General features: G+C 40.3%; 15 protein-coding genes and 1 pseudogene. All 16 read left to right on the top strand.

The genetic code is table 11. The features are described from left to right. Window position 1 precedes the first annotated feature (1 nt). Complete coding sequence (locus VB693_RS11745; RefSeq protein ID WP_323266419.1) at window positions 2–700, top strand: acyltransferase; 699 nt, start codon at window positions 2–4, stop codon at window positions 698–700. Window positions 701–702: 2 nt separating this feature from the next. Beyond that, on the top strand, window positions 703–1722 hold the full coding sequence (locus tag VB693_RS11750; RefSeq protein ID WP_323266420.1) for a GDP-mannose 4,6-dehydratase: 1020 nt from the start codon (window positions 703–705) through the stop codon (window positions 1720–1722). Between the two features lie 34 nt (window positions 1723–1756). Then, a complete protein-coding gene (locus VB693_RS11755) occupies window positions 1757–2941 on the top strand; it encodes a DegT/DnrJ/EryC1/StrS family aminotransferase (protein WP_323266445.1) in 1185 nt (394 codons plus the stop codon). Window positions 2942–3439: 498 nt separating this feature from the next. Further along, window positions 3440–4156: pseudogene (locus VB693_RS29035) on the top strand (DUF4082 domain-containing protein); the annotation flags it as partial. 36 nt (window positions 4157–4192) lie between these two features. Next, complete coding sequence (locus tag VB693_RS11760; protein ID WP_416233384.1) at window positions 4193–7240, top strand: N,N-dimethylformamidase beta subunit family domain-containing protein; 3048 nt, start codon at window positions 4193–4195, stop codon at window positions 7238–7240. A gap of 28 nt (window positions 7241–7268) precedes the next feature. Continuing rightward, the gene (locus VB693_RS11765; protein WP_323266422.1) at window positions 7269–8231 is read left to right on the top strand and encodes a hypothetical protein; all 963 of its coding nucleotides are present in this window, start codon (window positions 7269–7271) and stop codon (window positions 8229–8231) included. A 44-nt stretch (window positions 8232–8275) separates the two neighbouring features. Further along, window positions 8276–9916, top strand: a complete 1641-nt coding sequence (locus VB693_RS11770) for a glycosyltransferase (RefSeq protein ID WP_323266423.1) — start codon at window positions 8276–8278, stop codon at window positions 9914–9916. An 83-nt stretch (window positions 9917–9999) separates the two neighbouring features. After that, complete coding sequence (locus tag VB693_RS11775; protein WP_323266424.1) at window positions 10000–10935, top strand: glycosyltransferase family 8 protein; 936 nt, start codon at window positions 10000–10002, stop codon at window positions 10933–10935. Window positions 10936–10944: 9 nt separating this feature from the next. Beyond that, the gene (locus VB693_RS11780) at window positions 10945–11502 is read left to right on the top strand and encodes an acyltransferase (RefSeq protein ID WP_323266425.1); all 558 of its coding nucleotides are present in this window, start codon (window positions 10945–10947) and stop codon (window positions 11500–11502) included. Next, a complete protein-coding gene (locus VB693_RS11785; RefSeq protein ID WP_323266426.1) occupies window positions 11499–12443 on the top strand; it encodes a glycosyltransferase in 945 nt (314 codons plus the stop codon). The genes VB693_RS11780 and VB693_RS11785 overlap by 4 nt, the downstream gene beginning before the upstream one ends. Window positions 12444–12525: 82 nt before the next feature. Beyond that, window positions 12526–13509 (top strand): glycosyl transferase, encoded by a 984-nt coding sequence (locus VB693_RS11790; RefSeq protein WP_323266427.1) that lies wholly within the window; start codon window positions 12526–12528, stop codon window positions 13507–13509. A gap of 23 nt (window positions 13510–13532) precedes the next feature. Then, a complete protein-coding gene (locus VB693_RS11795; RefSeq protein ID WP_323266428.1) occupies window positions 13533–14552 on the top strand; it encodes a glycosyltransferase family 2 protein in 1020 nt (339 codons plus the stop codon). Window positions 14553–14615: 63 nt separating this feature from the next. Continuing rightward, the gene (locus tag VB693_RS11800) at window positions 14616–15791 is read left to right on the top strand and encodes a glycosyltransferase (protein WP_323266429.1); all 1176 of its coding nucleotides are present in this window, start codon (window positions 14616–14618) and stop codon (window positions 15789–15791) included. An 86-nt stretch (window positions 15792–15877) separates the two neighbouring features. Then, window positions 15878–16933 (top strand): glycosyltransferase, encoded by a 1056-nt coding sequence (locus VB693_RS11805; RefSeq protein WP_323266430.1) that lies wholly within the window; start codon window positions 15878–15880, stop codon window positions 16931–16933. A 131-nt stretch (window positions 16934–17064) separates the two neighbouring features. After that, the gene (locus VB693_RS11810) at window positions 17065–18309 is read left to right on the top strand and encodes a glycosyltransferase (RefSeq protein WP_323266431.1); all 1245 of its coding nucleotides are present in this window, start codon (window positions 17065–17067) and stop codon (window positions 18307–18309) included. 14 nt (window positions 18310–18323) lie between these two features. Then, on the top strand, window positions 18324–19814 hold the full coding sequence (gene wzy / locus VB693_RS11815; protein WP_323266432.1) for an O-antigen polysaccharide polymerase Wzy: 1491 nt from the start codon (window positions 18324–18326) through the stop codon (window positions 19812–19814). Window positions 19815–19828 lie beyond the last annotated feature (14 nt).

The raw sequence follows: 19828 nt of genomic DNA on the forward strand, positions 1-19828 counted from the left end.
AATGTCCGATCCAGGTAAGACTAAGATAGTCACAGCTGTCCACGGCTTACAACCTCAAAAGCTAGATCCTGACTTTGAAATTCAACTAGCAGAGTATCTACGTAATCAGTACGAACAAAAACCATTAATCGAACTATACGCCCGCTTTGTTGCAAGTGATAGTGACTTTGATGGGATAATGCGCCGAGCCATTTGGCGCGCCGTAGCACGCAAATTCGGACATAACGTTCGTATCGGTAATAGCGTAGGCTTTAAACATCTGGAAACCTTTGAAATTGGGAATCAAGTATTTATTGGTTCTCAAAGCTATCTTCAGGGAAGATTCGATGGTACTTGCATCATTGGTAATCACGTTTGGATTGGCCCACAGAGTTATTTTGATGCCCGTGATTTGATTATCGAAGATTACGTGGGATGGGGACCAGGTGCAAAAGTACTAGGTTCATCACACACTGGATTGCCAATAGATGTTCCTATCATTCAGACTGATTTAGAAATTAAATCGGTAAAAGTGGAAACAGGAGCTGATATTGGCATGAATGCGGTAATTTTACCAGGTGTCACGATCGGCAAAAACAGCATCGTTGGTGCTGGGGCCGTTGTCACCAAAGATGTACCACCATTTGCGATCGTAGCAGGTGTCCCCGCTAAATTTTTACGCTGGCGGGAAGGATATGAACCATCGGAAAATACAAAATAAATATGCAAAATAAACGAATTTTAATCACAGGTGGTGCCGGTTTCATCGGCTCTGAACTAGTAAATCAAATCATAGCTAAAACAACAAACCAGGTTGTGGTTGTTGATAATTTGGCGAATGGACAACGCCAAAACCTAGAAAATTTGCCTAGTGATCGCTTTGAATTAGTTGTGGCAGACATTCGAGATCGCGATCGCATGACAGAATTAATGTCAGGCGTAGATATCGTATTTCATCTAGCCTGCTTGGGTGTCCGCCATTCTATCCACTCGCCACACGAAAATCATGAAGTTAATGCTACAGCAACTCTCCAGCTATTAACCACAGCCAAAGCCGCAGGAGTGAGCCGATTTGTATATGTCTCCAGTTCTGAAGTTTATGGTACTGCCCGTTGGGTACCAATGACAGAAGAACACCCAACTCTTCCCATGACTGTCTATGGTGGTTCTAAGTTAGCCGGAGAATGTTATACCAGAGCATTCTACGAAACATATAACTACCCAACTGTTGTAGTACGTCCTTTCAATGCCTATGGCCCGCGTTGTCACCATGAAGGAGATAGTGGAGAAGTCATACCCAAGTTTTTACTGCGTAGTATGGCTGGTAAGCCAATGGTAATTTTTGGTGATGGTAGCCAAACTAGAGACTTCACTTACGTTGGCGATACAGCTAGGGCGATTATGTTGGCAGGATTTACAGAATCTGCCATCGGACAAACAATCAATTTGGGCAGTGGTTTTGAAATTGCTATTAATGATTTAGCCAAGGAAATAGCATCAATAGTAGAGGAAACAAACACAAGTGTAATACATGATGAATCTCGTCCTGGTGATGTATTGCGTCTATATGCAGAAACTACAAAAGCATACAAACTCTTAGGATTCAAGCCCGAAGTATCACTGCACGAAGGTTTAATTAAACTGAAAGATTGGTATTTGAGTCTGGGAAAATCTCCAGAAGTCTTACTAGAAAATGAAATTGTACGTAATTGGGATATAGAGAGGAGTAAACAGCGTGTCTGAAGTCAAATCTTTTATTCCCATCGCCAAACCCTGGATGGACGAAGTTGAGGCTGAAGCAGCTAAACGTGCAATCATGTCTGGTTGGGTAACACAAGGGCCAGAAGTTGCCGCCTTTGAGCAAGAATTTGCCACTTACATAGGAGGAAAGTACGCCTGTGCAGTCTCCAATTGCACCACAGCACTACATTTAGCACTACTAGCTGTAGGTGTACAAACTGGGGACGAAGTGATTACCGTCAGTCATTCTTATATTGCGACTGCCAACAGTATTCGCTACTGCGGTGGAATACCAGTGTTTGTAGATATTGAACCACAAACATACAACATCAACCCGATATTAATTGAGAATGCAATTAGCGATCGCTTACAGCGCGGCATAGCCGAACGCACCCGTGCAATTTTGATTGTCCATCAGATCGGGATGCCTTGCGACATGAAAGCCATCCTGGATATTGCCCATCGCCATAATTTACCAGTAATTGAAGATGCAGCTTGTGCTGCTGGTAGTGAAATTCTCTGGAATGGGCAGTGGGAGAAAATTGGTAAGCCGCATGGCGATATTGCCTGCTTTTCTTTTCACCCCCGCAAAATCATCAGCACTGGTGATGGTGGGATGCTCACCACAAATAATCCTGAATGGGACAAGCAATTTCGCCTCTGGCGGCAGCACGGGATGAGTGTTCCCGATACAGTACGCCACGGTGCGAAACAGGTGATATTTGAATCATATCCTATGCTGGGTTACAACTACCGCATGACTGACATTCAAGCAGCAGTCGGGCGAGAACAACTCAAAAGGCTTCCAGCGATTGTGGAACGTCGGCGTTATTTGGCACAGCGATATCAAGAAATGCTTAAAGATTGGCCTGGATTGAAATTACCATCAGAGCCAGTTTGGGCAAAAAGTAACTGGCAAAGTTATTGCGTTAGGCTACCGCAAAAATGCGATCAACGACAAGTAATGCAGACAATGTTGGATGCGGGCATCTCCACACGCAGGGGAATTATGTGCGCCCACCGAGAAGTTGCATATCAACATGAAACTTGGTTATGTGGCAAGAAACAAGAAAAGTGCCATTGTGAGAAAGGAACTTGCGATCGCCTTTTTGAGAGTGAGCAGGCACAAGATCGAACTATTGTACTACCCCTTTTCCATCACATGACTCAACAAGAGCAGGATTATGTGGTGAAAACTTTAAAAATAGCTTGCCAGGTTTAAAGTAAAAAATTTCGGTTCTTAAATTTAAATATAGAAACTTGTTTGAAAACCCTTGAATTAAAAAGTAACGCCATGTGCGACTTATGGTTTCGTTACACAAGTCAGGCGTAAATAGGTAAACCAAAATTTTCAATAATAACGAATTTACTAGGTTTAAGCTTTTGCTCTAGCTTTGCTGTTCTAGTTTTTTTCTGTACAGCAATTTTTTTTAGATATTGGCTATGATAGTACATTTGTATTGCCCTGGGAACTAGGTATACTGCTAATAGTAATTTAAAGCTTATACAAAACATCTAACTTTTTTTCATTAACTAGAACTATTTAACTTGCAATCAAATATTGAGCATCTATAGAATAGGGCTTCAGTAAAAAAAATTGATATAAGCTCATCCGGTATTCTTGAAATATTTCATTCCAAGGTAAGCGAACTCTGTTTATCTAAATTAAAAACTTACTTTTTTGTTAATTTGCACCTAGCACAATTTATACCAAGAGACTATGCCTACCCTATTTACTTCTCAAGTCCCTAACAATCCAAATATTAGTGATGCCATTCCCTACGAATTAGGCATGAAATTCCGAAGTACTCAAGGGGGACAAATTACCTCCATACGCTTTTGGAAATCCTCTAGTGAAACGGGAACTCATATTGGCAAAATCTGGTCAGCAACTGGAACTATCGAGTCCAGCGTTACTTTTATTAATGAAACTGCTTCGGGTTGGCAGGAACAACTGTTAGACACCCCGATTAACATTCAAGCTAATACGACTTATGTTGTTTCTGTTAATGCAAACGCCTATTATGCAGTTACTGATAATGAATTAAGTAATGCAATAGTCAATGGCTATCTTAGCTCAGTTGCTGACGGTAACAATGGAGTATATGACTTAATTCCGGGAAATTTCCCAACTAACTCCTACCAGAATAGCAACTATTATCGTGACATCAACTTTGTAGCGGTTTTCCAGCCAACGATTACTAAAATCAGTGGTGACAATCAAAATGGTGCAGCCGAAACTACATTAACTAACCCATTAGTTGTCCAGGTCAAAGATAGTGCTGGTAATCCCCAATCTGGAGTAACAGTGAACTTTGCCGTTAGCAGTGGTGGAGGCTCAGTTTCACCCACTAGTGCAGTAACTGACAGCAATGGTCAGGCTAATACTACCTTAACGCTTGGATCTGTTCCTGGAGCAATAAACACAGTCACTGCTACAGCAAATGGAATCGGCAGCGTCACGTTCTCAGCCATTGCTAGTCCATCTGGAAACTTACAAACAGTTTTAACAACCCAAGTTCCAAGCATTCAAAATGCCACTGATAATAGCTCCTACGAATTAGGGATGAAATTTCGTAGTGTTCAAGGGGGACAAATTACCGCCATTCGCTTCTGGAAAGCCTCCAATGAAGCTGGAACACATATTGGTAAAATCTGGTCGGCAACAGGGACTCTCTTGGGAAGTGTCACTTTCAATAACGAGACAACTTCCGGCTGGCAGCAACAACTTTTAGCAACGCCAGTCAGCATTCAGTCTAATACAACCTATGTAGTCTCTGTCAACATCAACGCCTATTATGTTATCTCATATAATGAACTAGCTAGTCCCATAGTTAATGGCGATCTTAGCTCTGTTGCCGACGGTAACAATGGAGTGTTTAATGGAACTCCGGGAAATTTTCCCACTAACTCCTACCAGAATAGCAACTATTATCGTGACATCAACTTTGTTGCGGTTGCCCAGCCAACGATTACTAAAATCAGTGGTGACAATCAAAATGGTGCAGCAGGAGCTACCTTAACTAACCCATTAGTGGTTCAGGTCAAAGACAGTGCTGGTAATTCCCAATCTGGTGTGACAGTGAACTTTGCCGTTACCACTGGTGGAGGCTCAGTTTCACCCACTAGTGCAGTAACTGATGGCAATGGTCAGGCTAATACTACCCTAACGCTGGGGGCTATTTCTGGAGCAACACTTCCTGTAACTAATAATGTATCTGCCACAGCAGATGGAATAGGCAGCGTTACTTTCTCCGCAACTGCTAATCCCTCAGGAAACTTACAAACAGTTTTGACAAGTCAAGTTCCTAGCATTCCCAACGCCACTGATGGTACTGGCTATGAATTAGGAATGAAATTCCGTAGTATTAAAGGGGGACAAATTACCGCCATTCGCTTCTGGAAAGCCCCTAGTGAAACAGGAACTCATAGTGGCAAAATCTGGTCAGTCACAGGAACGCTTCTAGTTAGCGTCACTTTCGCTAACGAGACTGCTTCCGGCTGGCAGGAACAATTGCTAAACACGCCAATTAACTTTCTACCAAATACGACTTATGTCGTTTCTGTCAATGCAAACGCCTATTATGCAGTTACTGATAATGGATTGGGTAGTTCAATAGTTAATGGCGATCTTAGCTCAGTTGCAGATGGTAACAATGGAGTCTATAGCTTTACTCCTAATTCTTTCCCGACCAACTCTTACCGAAATAGTAACTATTATCGAGATATTGTTGTTATCCCTGGCAGTACCTTTATTAAAGTCAGTGGAGACAATCAGTTTGGTGCGACGGGGGTAACTCTAGCCAACCCCCTGGTCGTAAGAGTTCTTAATGCTCAAAATAACCCCCAGCCAGGAGTGACTGTGGAATTTGCTATTACCAGTGGTGGAGGGTCACTCTCATCTACCAGTGTAGTCACCGATGGTAGCGGTTATGCCAGTACTTTCTTAACCTTGGGGACAGTACCAACAGGACCAGCAGGGGTTGTAGTGACTGCGACAGCAGCAGGCATTGGTAGCGACACGTTCTTGGCCTCGGCAACCCCTCCTAACCCCAACCAAATTTATTTAGAAAATACAAATCCTGGTACAACTAACTGGAAATTGCTCAACCGTGCCAGTGGTGAAATTGCTGGCTATGCCTCGGCCACCAGTATCAACACAGGGGGGTCTCTAGCTATCAAGGTTTCTTTAACACAGCCAGGACAGTTTACTATCGATGTGTACAGGTTGGGTTACTATGGCGGTACAGGCGGAAGACTGATAGTGAGCAGTGGTTTACTGAATGGCATAACTCAGCCTGCCTGTACCTTAGACCCTAATACCCGCCTGATCGAATGCAATTGGTCAACGTCCTACACCCTACAGACAAACAACTGGACTAGTGGTATGTATGTAGCTAAACTGACCGACCAAGGAACTGGTAAAGAAGCTCATGTGTGGTTTGTCGTCCGCGATGATAGCAGCAGTGCAGATATTCTTTTCCAGAGTGCTGTTTCCACGGTTCTGGCATATAGCCCAACAGGGGGTCACAGCTTATACGGCTTTAACAGCATTGGTGGTCAAAGGGCTTTGAAAGTTTCCTACGACCGACCCTACTACCAAGCAAGTTATCAGCAGTCTAACGAAGCTGACACACCCCTGCGATGGGAATACAATATGCTGCGGTGGCTAGAATCTCAAGCTTACGATGTTACCTACACCGACAATATGCAGGTTCACTCCAACGGACAGAGTTTGCAGAATCATAAAGTATTTCTGTCTGTAGGTCATGATGAGTACTGGTCTAAGGAAATGCGCGATGCCGTTGAGACCGCCCGTAGTGCCAGCGTTAATCTGGGATTTTTCTCTGCGAATACTTGCTATTGGCGAGTAAGGTTTGAAAATTCCACTCTTGCTGCTGGACAAGTCCAGCCTAATCGAGTCATGGCTTGTTACAAGCAAGATTGGTCATTAGATCCAGTTGCCCAGCAGCAAGGTTCATCGGCAGCGACTAATAAATTTCGCAGCGTCCAGAACCAACGACCAGAAAACGCCTTGTTAGGAGTCATGTACGGCGGTGACACCTCAGATATATATGGAGGTTTTAATTTTACTGTTACTAACAGCAGCGATCCTTACTATGCAAACACAGGACTTCAGGATGGGGAGCAGCTATCTCTGTTAGTAGGCTATGAATGGGACTTTATTGTTAACAATGGGTCTACCCCTGCTGGTCTCGTTATCTTGTCCCAGTCATCAGTTGCGGAAGCTGGTAGTTTACCACCAACCTTCGATGAACCACCTGGAGAAATATCCCTACCTTCCAATCAAGATTACAGCAAAGCTCAGTCAGTTCGTTACACTGCCAGTAGTGGAGCTAAAGTTTTCGCTTCAGGCACTATTCAGTGGGCATGGGGGCTAGATAGTGATGATGTCGGTCCAGCGCGGGAAGATATTCGTGTCAAACAGATAACCGTAAATATCCTAGCAGATATGGCAGCTAGACCCCAGTCACCAAGTCCAAATCTGATTGTTCCTTAAACTATCAATATAAATAAGGAGTATAGCAATGGCACATTTGAAACGTCGCCAGTTTGGTAAGCTGGCAGCAGCCAGTTTCACTTCCACTATTCTTGTCGATTTCTCTAGTCAGGTTCTGGCTAAGACAATCACACCGAGCCAAGAAATTACCTACGGAGTGAAGATCGGTAGTGCATCCAAAGCTCGAAACAAGGAAGATCAAGCTCCAGCATTGGATCTCAATATTGCCGATATGAAAACGAAAAAGTTTCTCGCTAAGACTAATGTGGCAGATCAGTCTGTGGACAATCCATTACCTGTGGCCAAAAAATCGCGGGCTTTCTTTTTGGCTGACTCTGACCGGGTGACGAAAGTGGTAATGTTGGGAGAAGGCAACTTGGTCATTTCTACAGTTTCTCACACGAGACATGGTTGTTTCAACCATCTAATTTCTACTGTCGGAGGTGCTAACAACCCTAGATTCAAAGCCAAAAAAATTCTAGGTTTAGAGAGTGCGACCCAGACAGTTGAAAGTTTGCTTCATCTTCCCAATAATCAACTTCTATGCTTAATAGGTAATGAGGGCATCCCACCTTTTTCCTTCAAAACAATCGATTTAAAAACAGGTAAAATTCTTTCTGGTGATGAGCTTAACCTGCCTCCACTGCCACCTAACCATCGATTTGCGAATTTATGTCTAGATTCCAAGGGAACTATTTTCGCCACTGAGATTGGCTCAGAGGGTGTTCCTATTCTCATTTGGATGAACTTACAAGATAAAGCCATAATTACCGGCAAAGTCAAAATTAACAGGCTGACCCCGCTCTCCTTTGAAGGACGACCTCTACTCAACGATGTAAAAGATTTGGCGTTCTCTCCTTCCGGTCAATTGTATGCACTTGCATCTATCAATGAAGGAAAAAACAATGCCTTATTTACAGTTGATATGAAAACCGGCAAAATGCTGCTAGCAGGTGACTTTGAAGGAGAAAAGTTTACCTTCTTTAGCTAGTAGTAATTTGCATCTATTGGCAGTAACTATGAGCAAGAGTTGATATGGAAACAATATCTCAAGATACCCTGAGCCTCTGGCGCGAAGAAGGTAGCCATCTCATTCCTCAAAACTTTGGAGTGTTTCGTAGTTTAGTAGTACAAGCGAAAACACTGGTTAAGCGTCGTAAGTATGAGGAAGCAGCAGTTTGTGGAGAAATGGCAGCTTGGTTTGCATGTGGACAACCTTGTGGTTTGTTTGTGAGCTTTGAACTTGAGCAAATCCTCTTAGAAATTGGCAAACAGTCCATTGAACATAATAGCTATCTGAGAAAAGATTCTTCGATATCTAAATCTAATAAACCAAAGAACATACTCCATGTATGTACATCTGTGATGTCTATTGGTGGACTTTCCAAGATGCTTTGGCGTTGGATTCAACAGGATACAGAGAGTATCCATTCACTTGCTTTAACAAAGCAGGAATCAAATGAAATACCGCAAATCTTGAAGGAGTCGGTGAACCAGAGCCACGGCAAAATGTATGTATTGAATAAGGAAGTTAACGGTATTATTCCTAGAGCTAAAAAGCTACGGGAAATTGCTGCAACAGCAGATTTAGTTGTGCTGCACGTATATAATCAAGATGTGATTCCGATGATTGCCTTTGCGAATAAAGATCAATCTCCACCAGTTATCTTTGTTGATTATGCAGATCACCTGTTTTGGTTAGGGGCTAGTACCAGCGATGTAGTTGCTAATTTGCGTGAATCTGGTATGCACTTATCACAGCAACGACGGGGTATCAAGCCACAACGTAGCGTACTATTGCCTACTGTAATCGAACCTATTTACAGAAAACTTTCCCGTGCAGAAGCGAAGCGAAAACTCGGTTTTGAAGAAAATGCTATCGTGTTACTTTCGATCGCTCGATCTGTAAAATACAGTAGGTCTGTCAATGGTATCAGTTTTGCCGATGCACATATTCCTGTCTTAGAAAAATACAAAAATGCTTGTCTGTTGGTTGTTGGTGCGAATCATCAGGATGATTGGCTAGAAGCTATTGAGCAAACACAAGGTAGAATCAAAGCGATCGCTGAAACTGAAAACACTGCCATATACTACCAAGCTGCCGACATTTATGTTGACTCGTTTCCATTTGTTTCTATTACATCCCTATTAGAAGCGGGAAGCTATGGTGTACCTCTAGTCAGCCGTTATCCCTATTCTTCTGACAGTTCCGCAATTCTTGGTGCTGATATGCCTGGTTTGACAGGAAATCTCATTCGAGTACGAAACCTGGAAGAGTATACAGATGCTCTATCGCGTTTGATAGAAGATGAAGAATATAGACTTTCTTTGGGGGAAGCGACAAAAAATAAAATAGCCCAAACACATTGGGCAAGTAATTGGCAACCTGCTTTGGAAAATCTCTATCTGCGTGCCACTACTTTACCTCGGATAACTCCGTCCTTAGTTTCACAGGATAAAATGTTTTTAAGTGAGCCAGATGTGTTTTTACCCAGTGTATATGGCTGGTACTCTGATTTTATCCTAGCAATTCAACCTTACCTAAAATTTATCCCCTTGACTCAACGGCTATATTATTGGTACAGATTAGTTAAAAAACATGGACTTCGCAATCGAATAAGCTTATTATTGCCCAGTTGGTTCTATTTAAGCTATCAAGACCGGAAAATAGGTTAGAAATTGTAATCTATCATCAAAATACTGTGAACAAAGTGGTAATGTATTTCTATACTTAACATTTAAATAATAATATTATTACTATGAGTATTAGTGTTGTTTGTACAATAGATGACAGATATGCACAGCACTGTGCAGTTATGTTGGCATCTCTATTCAAAAATAATCCTGTTCAAATTTTTGAAGTTTATATCATTACTGATAAAACCCAATTAAGTAACATTAATAAATTAAAGAATTTTCTTGGTAAGAATATAGATAAATTTAATTTTATTACCGTAGATAAAAATAGTTTTCAAAACGCACCTATTAGTCATCACATATCTATCGCTGCATACTTTAGACTATTAATGGCTGAAGTCTTACCTAAAAACTTAAGCAAGGTATTGTATATAGATTCGGATATAATTTTCCGTAATAAAATAGACTATTTATGGGAAATTGATATCGATAATTTTAGTCATGCAGCCGCTATTGCTGTGGGGATGGACAATTATCCAGGAAAAATAGATTTACCAGAAAATTCTCTCTACTTTAATTCTGGCTTAATGTTGGTCAACCTTAAATATTGGCGAGAATTAAATATTTTTGAACGAGGTTGCGAACTTATTAGTCAACAAAGTGAAAAGTTGCAATGGTGGGATCAAGATGTTCTCAATATGCTCCTTCATCATTCTTGGTTGCCTATAGATTTAAAATGGAATTCACAAGTTTTTATGGATGACCAAGAAGTTGAAATTCATCCTGGTTATCAAGATAGATACGAAAAATTCAACTATCTCGAAGCTAAACTTGATCCAACAGTTGTTCACTTCATAGGAGGTGGTAGTGCAAAACCTTGGCATTATGCTTGCAAACATCCATTTAAGCATGAATATGAACAATATCTTCAATATACACCTTGGAAAGACACTGTACCTATTGGTCAGCCAAGCTTAATTTCACAAATTAGATTTCGTCTTGGTATAGGTAGTAAACTACGTCATCTCTTTCAATTTTTCACAAACAAATTGGTTTAGATGTTACTTGTGTTTAAACGCCTCCTTACACAACATAAAAAACTGATAAATGGTTGGGATCGCCTTTATCTGAGATTAAGTGGAGTGGAATTAGATCCTTCCTGCTTGATAAGTAGGCAAGTTTTAGCTCAATTGGGGTTTGCTAATGGTTCTCCTGGTAAAATTTCATTATCCCCACAAGTAAAGATAGAACAAGGTGTAGTTCTGCACGCTTGGGGAGGAAGTATCACAATTAAAGATAATGCTTTTATTGGGCCTTATACAGTAATTTATGGTCATGGAGGTGTGATTATTGGTCAAGACTCCCTGATTGCAATGCACTGCCGTATTCTGTCCTCCAATCATACTATTCCTGAGCGATCGCAACATATTTGTTGGCAACCTGATATTTTAATGCCGACGACTATAGGTAAAGATGTCTGGTTGGGTGCAGGAGTTACTGTTTTAGGTGGTGTCACAATAGGCGATGGTTGTGTTGTTGGTGCTGGTGCTGTTGTTACCAAGGATCTACCACCTTATTCTATCGCTATGGGTGTTCCTGCAAAAGTTGTAAATACACGTACATGAATACTTTAATTTCAGTCATTATTCCCACACATAATCCTAATTTAACCCGATTGCAAAGAACCTTAGACGGTTTGCGATCGCAGTCTTTATCATATAGTGATTGGTGTTTAATTATCGTTGATAATGCTTCTAGCAACCCAGATTTATTTGCGAATTTAGATATATCCTGGCATCCCAATACTAAAATTATCCGAGAAGAGCGTTTAGGACTCACACGGGCTAGACTTGCAGGTATTCAGGCAAATGAATGCGATTACTTAATATTTGTTGATGACGATAATGTTTTATGTCCTAATTATCTCCAGGACACGATTAAAATTTTTCACACCTATCCCAGCTTAGGCGCAATCGGTGGTAAATCTCTGCCAGAATTTGAAGTCGAACCAGAATCTTGGGTAAAACAATTTTGGGGTTGTCTTGCATTGCGGGATTTGGGTGATGATATTCAAATTTATGCTTATGAAAAAGAGTCTCATAGCCAAAAACAACACCCTATATTTGCGCCTATTGGTGCAGGTATGGTATTACGGCGACAAGCCGCCGAATTTTATGTTCAAAGCATCTTAAATGATAACGCTAGACTAGCATTAGACCGGACTGGTAAAAGTTTGCAATCTGGTGGTGATTGTGATATTAATCTGACATTACTCGATGGTGGTTGGGCTGTGGGCTATTTTCCACAACTGCAACTTACTCACTTAATTTCTGCCAACCGCTTAACAAAAAACTATCTTGCTAGACTCAATTATTCTTCTTCTCGTTCTTGGGTTCAAGTCTTAGATGCTCACAATATTCGTCCTTGGAATAAAATTCCTGCTTGGAGTGTTGTTCCTAGAAAGGTCAAAGCTTTTATTAACTATAAAGCTTTGATTCATCCTGCTAACTATGTAAGATGGCAAGGTATGTGTGGAATGTTTGAAGGGCTAGGGATATTGAAGTAGATAAATAAAAAGAATTATTTATCTAGATTGGTCTATCAATCAAGAGCAGTTAGCTTAAACTAGTACTTAAATATTTACTTCCATGATTCTTAATATTGCTTCTAATCAGCAAATTCGTCAATTAGCTAAACAATTAAATTTAGGTGCGATCGCCTACAAATTATATTATGCTCCCAAAGGATTCTTAGAGCGTATATTCCGACAGGGTACTATCAATTCAGCTATTGATTATTGGTCACGCCTCCAGATGGAAAATGCTGCTGATCAACTACCACCTGTTGAACTCCAAGCGTCAGAGAAATCGCTAGATATTTATTTTCTAAGTGGGCGTAAGTTTTGGTATCAAACCTGTTTTTGTGCTTACTCAATGGGGCAATATACAAATCTGCTATTGTGTCCAATTATTTATGATGATGGGACTTTAGAAAAGAAATATCAAAACAAGATTAAGCGAATATTTCCTAATACCAAAATTATTCTTTTGCCAGAAATTGAAGAACGTATAGAAAAATATTTACCACAAAATAAATTTCCTTATTTGAGGGAGCGTCGTCTTAATTATCCCAATCTGAAGAAACTAACTGATATTCACATTGGTTCTCAAGGCTGGAAATTGGTACTTGACTCTGATATGTTGTTCTTCCATAAACCAGACTTTCTCCTAGAATGGCTCACATCTCCTCAAAAATCATGTCACATGGTAGATGTAGAAACATCCTATGGTTATCCTCAGACTTTTATGTCTTCTTTAACTCAGACAGAAATTCCAGAGCAATTGAACGTAGGAATTTGTGGGTTAAAAAGTGAGGATATCGATTGGGAAAAACTGGAATACTGGTGTAAAACTATGATTGAGCAACATGGTACTCACTATTATCAGGAACAAGCACTTATAGCTATGCTAATGTCTAGTCAACCCTGTGCTGTTGCTCCGCCTGAAGATTACATAGTGATGCCAAGTCGTGAAGAAGTAATCAAACCTCAAGCAGTTTTGCATCACTATGTAGCAGATTCAAAATCTTGGTATTTTCGTTATGCCTGGAAACGTGTTTTGCAAACTAGTTAAATTAATATGGTAAATTTAGCTTTATGGAATCGTTAATTTCTATTATTATTCCTTCCTACAATGCTGCACCTTGGATAGAAGAAACATTAAAATCTGCTTTGGCACAAACTTGGAAAAATAAAGAAATTATTGTTGTGGATGATGGCTCAACAGATAACAGCTTACAAATTGCTAAAAAATTTATATCTCTTGGCGTTAAAGTAATTTCCCAAAATAACCGAGGAGCTAGTGCGGCTAGAAATAGGGGTTTTCAAGAATCTCAAGGAGACTTCATTCAATATCTGGATGCTGACGATTTGTTAGCTCCTGACAAGATAGAAAAACAATTAGAAATCTTAAATAGTCCTAATAATTTGCAGTATATTGCATCAGGAGAATGGGCTAGATTTTATCAAAACCCTCAAGAAGCTTTATTTCTTGCCCAGTCTATCTGGCAAGATATGTCCCCTGTAGATTTGCTTGTTGAAGCTTGGGAAAATCACTTGATGATGCACCCAGCAGCGTGGTTAGTACCAAGGAAAATAGCAGAAAAAGCTGGTTTATGGAATGAGAGTTTATCTTTAAATGATGATGGAGAATACTTTTGCCGCGTTCTCTTAGCAAGCCAAGGTGTTAAATTTTGTCAGGGGGCTAAATCTTACTATAGATCCGGTAATTCTAATAGCTTAAGTGGTTCGAAATCCAGTCGAGCTTGGGAATCAGCTTTTTCAACTTTGGAGCTTGGTACAAGTAATTTATTAGCCAAAGAAGATAGCCGACGTACACGTCACGTTTGTGCAACAGTGTTTCAACGCTTCATTTACGAAGTTTATCCTGATGTCCCAGAATTACGTAAAGAAGCAGAAGCTAAGGTGCAACAGTTCGGTGGTTCTGATATCAAACCTATGGGCGGGCCAATGTTTAAACTTCTGTCTACTTTTTTAGGTTGGAAATTGGCGAAAAAAGTGCAGAAACAAGTTTATGAATATGGCTATGCTAAAGCTGCTCTAGGGTGGAGAATAGCGAGATTTAAAGATAAAGCGAGAATCATGTTTAATTCATAAGGTAATTATGTGTGTTTTTGCCAAAATTTATTACCTTGATACCTAAATTATTTTATAAAAAATATGATTTCCACTAGAAATATTACGAGCAATTCTGACTCTCAAAACTTGACAAACTTTCTTTCTCTAACTCCAGCTTTATTCGTATCTGCATCGGCGTATCTGACAAACAGTCCAGGGGGAGTACAAATTTGCACCCAAGAGTACATCAATACTCTCAAAACAGCAGGTTTTTCTCTTTCTGTGTTAAGTTATGAACCAGAAAGAGGTCTGATTACCCGAATACAACGTAAACTATTCCCTCAACCCTACGTTGGAAGATTACCTGTTAACTTAGCACAGGACGTAATTAGCCAAGCCAAAGCGCAAAATCTTAAGTGGATTTTTCTCAATCAAGTAGATACAGCTCCTATCGCTAAAGAACTGCGATCGCAACTCGGCCCCGAATGCAAGATAATTTTGCTATCTCATGGTTTAGAAAGTACAGATATTTTTCACGCTATCAGAACAAAAAACGGCAAAGCTAATTTTAGTGAAATCACATCCAAAGATTTACAATTCTTAGCTCAGAGCTTAGTGGCAGAAGGCATACATCGTCAGTATATTGACTACATATTTTGCCTTTCTGCTTTTGAAGCTGAAATTGAGCGGTGGTTGGGAGCAAAAAATGTTACTTGGTTTCCTCGTACCATTCCTCTCAATCCTTTACCTTGGAATCCCCACAATGCAAGACTAGGTTTCGTTGGCACTATTGACCACGTTCCGAATAAAGAAGGCTTAATTCTCTTCCTGGAAGCATTAGAAAAAAGAGCTATTGGTAATATTTCTTTGAGGCTTGTAGGTGGACCTGAGTCGGTGGCAAAAGATATTACTCAACGCTTTTCTTTTGTGGAATATTTGGGACAACTTTCTAACGAGGAACTAGAGAAAGAAGCAAGTACTTGGAGTTGCTTTGTACATCCACTTTTTTGCTATTCACGAGGTTGTAGCACAAAATTAGCAATTGCGCTGGGTTGGCAAATCCCTGTAATTACTACTCCAGCAGGCTGTCGTGGTTATACCTGGAATGAGGGAAAACTGCCTTTAGCAGACACACCTGATTCTTTGGCTATTCTAGCCTTAACAATGCTTGATCAAGAAGTGGCTATCAATACTCAGAGAGAAATTATTAATATTATCAATTCTGCTTTAAATCTAAGTGAAGTGGCAAAAAAAGTTAGATTATTTTTGTCTATTTAATTCTAGAATATTTCACATAGTATCCAGTCTAATTTATGGATTAATTAAACTTTAGTGATGTTAAAAACTTCACTAATCGAAACACTATGAAAATTTTACTGACTGCCGATCCTGAGCTTCCTGTACCACCAAAACTTTATGGTGGCATTGAACGTATTGTTGATTTACTGGTCACTGGCTTGCAAAGCCGTGGTCACACCGTGGGGCTAGTCGCCCATCCTGAATCTACTTCAAAAGCCAGTCAATTTTTTCCTTGGTGGGGCAAGCAATCTCAAAACCAATGGGATGCTTTGAAAAACACAAAAGTCCTGTGGTCTGCTGTGCAGAAATTTCAACCGGATATTTTGCATAGTTTTTCTCGCATTCTTTATTTGTTACCCATCCTCAATTCTCCTTTACCCAAGATCATGTCTTATCAACGCAACCCCAGCCAACGAACCACAAGTTGGGGGGCAAAATTAGCTAAAGGTTCTCTCACCTTTACTGGTTGCAGTGATTATATTTGTGGTATTGGGCAGAAGGCTGGAGGAGTTTGGCAGACAATTCACAATTGTGTAGAACTAGAAAAATATACATTCCAACTAACTGTAAAACCAGATGCTCCCCTCGTTTTTCTCAGTCGAGTTGAACAAATTAAAGGAGCGCATCAAGCGATCGCCGCAGCTCGACACGTGAAAAAGCCCTTGATTATAGCTGGTAATCAAGTCAATACAGAGGAGGGAAAAAACTACTGGGAACAAGAAATAGCTCCCTATCTGGGAAAAGATGGGATTGAATATATTGGCCCAGTTAACGATATTCAGAAAAATGAATTACTTGGTCAAGCAGCAGCGATGATTGTCCCTATTCAATGGGATGAACCATTTGGCATTGTATTTGCAGAAGCTTTAGCCTGTGGGACACCTGTGATTTCCTGTCCTCGTGGAGCATTACCAGAAATTGTACGTCAGGGTATAGACGGCTATTTGGTGAATAATCTTGAGGAAACTTGTGCTGCGATCGCCAACATATCTAAAATTAATCGTGAGCATTGCCGTCAACGAGTTGAACAGTGCTTTTCTGCTGATGTAGTGGTGAGTAAATATGAGCAGCTTTATCTGAGCTTATTTACTTCTAATTCTCTAGTTTTTGCCAAAAATTAACATAGATAAAATTCATGAAAGTTGTTTCTGTCAGAAAAAAATCTTGAGAGTCTTTAACATTGGTTAATCGAGTCTTAATTATCAGCCCACACTTTCCCCCTATCAACGCCCCTGATCACCAAAGGGTAAGAATGTCTTTGCCTTATTTGGAAGAATTTGGCTGGCAATCTCATATTCTCACAGTGCGACCAGATGCTGTTGAAGGAGTTAACGATCCACTTTTGGAGAAAACCGTTCCGCCACATATCCCAGTCACACGTACAGGCGCATTATCCATCCAACAAACGCGAAAATTTGGTTTGGGTAGTCTGGGTCTGCGGTGTTTTCCTCAACTGCTTCAGGAAGGCGATCGCCTTCTACAGCAGCAGAAGTTTGATTTAGTATATTTTTCCACGACTATATTTACATCAATGGTGCTAGGGGCAATTTGGTATCGGCGTTTTGGTATTCCCTATGTGTTAGACTTCCAAGACCCTTGGCTAAGTGATTATTACCAAAACCCCAATGCGAATGAGGCAAAACCTCCTGGCGGTCGCTTTAAGTATGGCTTTTCTCAACTGCAAGCTAAACTACTAGAACCTATTGCTTTAGCATCCGTCAGTCATGTGATTAGTGTTTCACCTGCTTATCCACAAATCCTACAACAGCGATATCCTCACTTGCGCCCAGAGCAGTTTACAGTTCTACCTTTTGGTGCGCCAGAGTCTGATTTTGCATCACTTCTTGGACTTGAGGTGCAGCAGAACATATTTAAACCTAATGATGGCAAACGCCATTGGGTTTACGTAGGTCGAGGTGGGGATGATATGGCACTAGCTTTACGAGCCTTATTTTTGGGAATTCAGTGCGATCGCCGTCAAAATCCCCAAGCATGGCAATCAATTCAGCTACACTTTATTGGTACAAGCTATGCACCCAAAGAACTGGCTGTTAAAACTGTAGAACCAATAGCCCAAGAACTTGGTATTGCAGATTTAGTGACTGAACATCCCGAACGCATTCCTTACTTTGAAGCCCTAAAAGTCCTCACAGATAGTGATGCAATCTTACTAATTGGTTCTAATGACTCTACTTATACTGCTTCCAAACTTTATCCTTGTATTCTAGCTTGTAAGCCAATACTGGCAGTTTTTCATCATCAGAGTTCTGTAGTAGATATTCTCAAACAATGCCAAGCGGGGGAATCCATAACTTTTAGTTCCAACAGCCAACCAGAAGATTTACTAGCTGAGGTTACTACTGCTGTTAAGCAATTGCTTTCTCTACCGAAAGGACATATACCAGAAACTAACTGGTCAGCATTTAAAATTTATACGGCACGAGAAATGACCAGGAAGCAGTGCCAAATTTTCGATCAGTGTCTTGCTAGTTATTGACAAAGCAAATTGCCATGAATGAGTCATACCCAAGCAATTATAATTCTTTAGCTTTACTACCAGTCGTTGAACGATATCAACGACGACAGTTGCTCAAAGTATTTTGGGTGATTGCTATAGGGTTATTGTTCTTTGAATTCCGAGCAGAAACTGATTCATTACTTTCAAAAGTGGCAGCCATTATCATCACTGTAGCTGCAATCTTTCCTAGTTATCTTTGGTGTTCTGGTCGAGCCTTCGGAATGCCAATTTTTCCGTTGTTTGCTTTTACATACACTTGGACTCATGGTTTACCTCTAGTGGTGAATCATCCCATAGTAAGCACTTATTCTCCTGATAGTCACTTATTTGCTGGTATAGCTACTGCTGGATTTTTAACTATAGGAACTTTAGTTTGGTTTAAATCAGTAAAATCTCCACCTCCTTTGCCTAAGCACTATCGTGCATTAAACAGTAAAAAAGGCAATTTGTTTTTTTTATTAATAATGGCACTAGCTGTTCTATTCAATTTATCTAAAAACGGAGGTTGGCTTTTATTAGATGGAGGTATATTTGCTGTCATTCGAGGTACTGTTTTAGGGCTAACTGTCCTAGCTAGTTTTGTGTTGACCTATCAGTTAGGCAATCGTACTTTACCAAAGCATCAATCACAATTATTTGTGATTCTGCTGATTGCTTACATGGTAACAGATGCAGTTGCTTTACTAGTTGTAGGTGCAGCATCTACATTTATGGTATCTACATCTGCCTTTATTATTGGTCGTAAGAAACTACCAATTATCTCTATTTTAGTGGTTACTATTTGCCTCTCTGTTTTGCATCAAGGTAAAGATGAGATGCGTCACAAATATTGGTTTAAAAATGATGAGCCAACTTTTGTTCAACCTTTACAATATGCTGACTGGTATAACGAATGGATTGGTTACAGCCTAGAAAGGATGAGGGCAAAAGATGATATTTACACATCATCTAAGTCTGAAGAAAAATCATCCTTTGTAGAACGTTCTAGTGTGATTCAGATGCTACTCTTAGCCCAACAAAAAAGTCCCGAACCTATTCCCTATTTATATGGAGAAACTTATGCAATCATCCCACAACTATTAATTCCGCGATTCCTGAATCCTAATAAAATTCAAAGTCATGAAGGTACTTCTATTTTGAGCGTCCATTATGGATTACAAAGACGTGAAGACACCTTCGGGACAAAAATTGGTTGGGGTTTATTGGCTGAATCTTATGGAAATTTCGGTCTTTTAGGCTGTGTTGGACTGGGGATAATTTTGGGAAATTTATACGGAAAAATTACTCGCTGGTCGATGAATGCACCAATCCTTTCTGTTCAATCATTATTTTCTGTCCTATTGCTAGCCTTTTCTTTTCAATCGGAGTTTAGCGCAGGAGTCTACGTTTCTGCTTTATTTCAATCTGGTCTGGTATTGGTGGGGATTATGGTAGTCTTGATGAAGAAACAGAAAGTACCACAATTCCCAGTTTATTACTCATAAAAGACAAGTAAAAC

It is taken from the genome of Anabaena sp. UHCC 0399, assembly GCF_034931465.1.
Classification (GTDB): domain Bacteria; phylum Cyanobacteriota; class Cyanobacteriia; order Cyanobacteriales; family Nostocaceae; genus Trichormus; species Trichormus minutissimus.

Bases quoted from the DNA above. Each gene is read 5' to 3' on its own strand.
- VB693_RS11745 (WP_323266419.1), top strand. From the start codon at position 2: ATGTCCGATCCAGGTAAGACTAAGATAGTCACAGCTGTCCACGGCTTA.
- VB693_RS11750 (WP_323266420.1), top strand. From the start codon at position 703: ATGCAAAATAAACGAATTTTAATCACAGGTGGTGCCGGTTTCATCGGC.
- VB693_RS11755 (WP_323266445.1), top strand. From the start codon at position 1,757: ATGGACGAAGTTGAGGCTGAAGCAGCTAAACGTGCAATCATGTCTGGT.
- VB693_RS11765 (WP_323266422.1), top strand. From the start codon at position 7,269: ATGGCACATTTGAAACGTCGCCAGTTTGGTAAGCTGGCAGCAGCCAGT.
- VB693_RS11770 (WP_323266423.1), top strand. From the start codon at position 8,276: ATGGAAACAATATCTCAAGATACCCTGAGCCTCTGGCGCGAAGAAGGT.
- VB693_RS11775 (WP_323266424.1), top strand. From the start codon at position 10,000: ATGAGTATTAGTGTTGTTTGTACAATAGATGACAGATATGCACAGCAC.
- VB693_RS11785 (WP_323266426.1), top strand. From the start codon at position 11,499: ATGAATACTTTAATTTCAGTCATTATTCCCACACATAATCCTAATTTA.
- VB693_RS11790 (WP_323266427.1), top strand. From the start codon at position 12,526: ATGATTCTTAATATTGCTTCTAATCAGCAAATTCGTCAATTAGCTAAA.
- VB693_RS11795 (WP_323266428.1), top strand. From the start codon at position 13,533: ATGGAATCGTTAATTTCTATTATTATTCCTTCCTACAATGCTGCACCT.
- VB693_RS11800 (WP_323266429.1), top strand. From the start codon at position 14,616: ATGATTTCCACTAGAAATATTACGAGCAATTCTGACTCTCAAAACTTG.
- VB693_RS11805 (WP_323266430.1), top strand. From the start codon at position 15,878: ATGAAAATTTTACTGACTGCCGATCCTGAGCTTCCTGTACCACCAAAA.
- VB693_RS11810 (WP_323266431.1), top strand. From the start codon at position 17,065: ATGTCTTTGCCTTATTTGGAAGAATTTGGCTGGCAATCTCATATTCTC.
- wzy (WP_323266432.1), top strand. From the start codon at position 18,324: ATGAATGAGTCATACCCAAGCAATTATAATTCTTTAGCTTTACTACCA.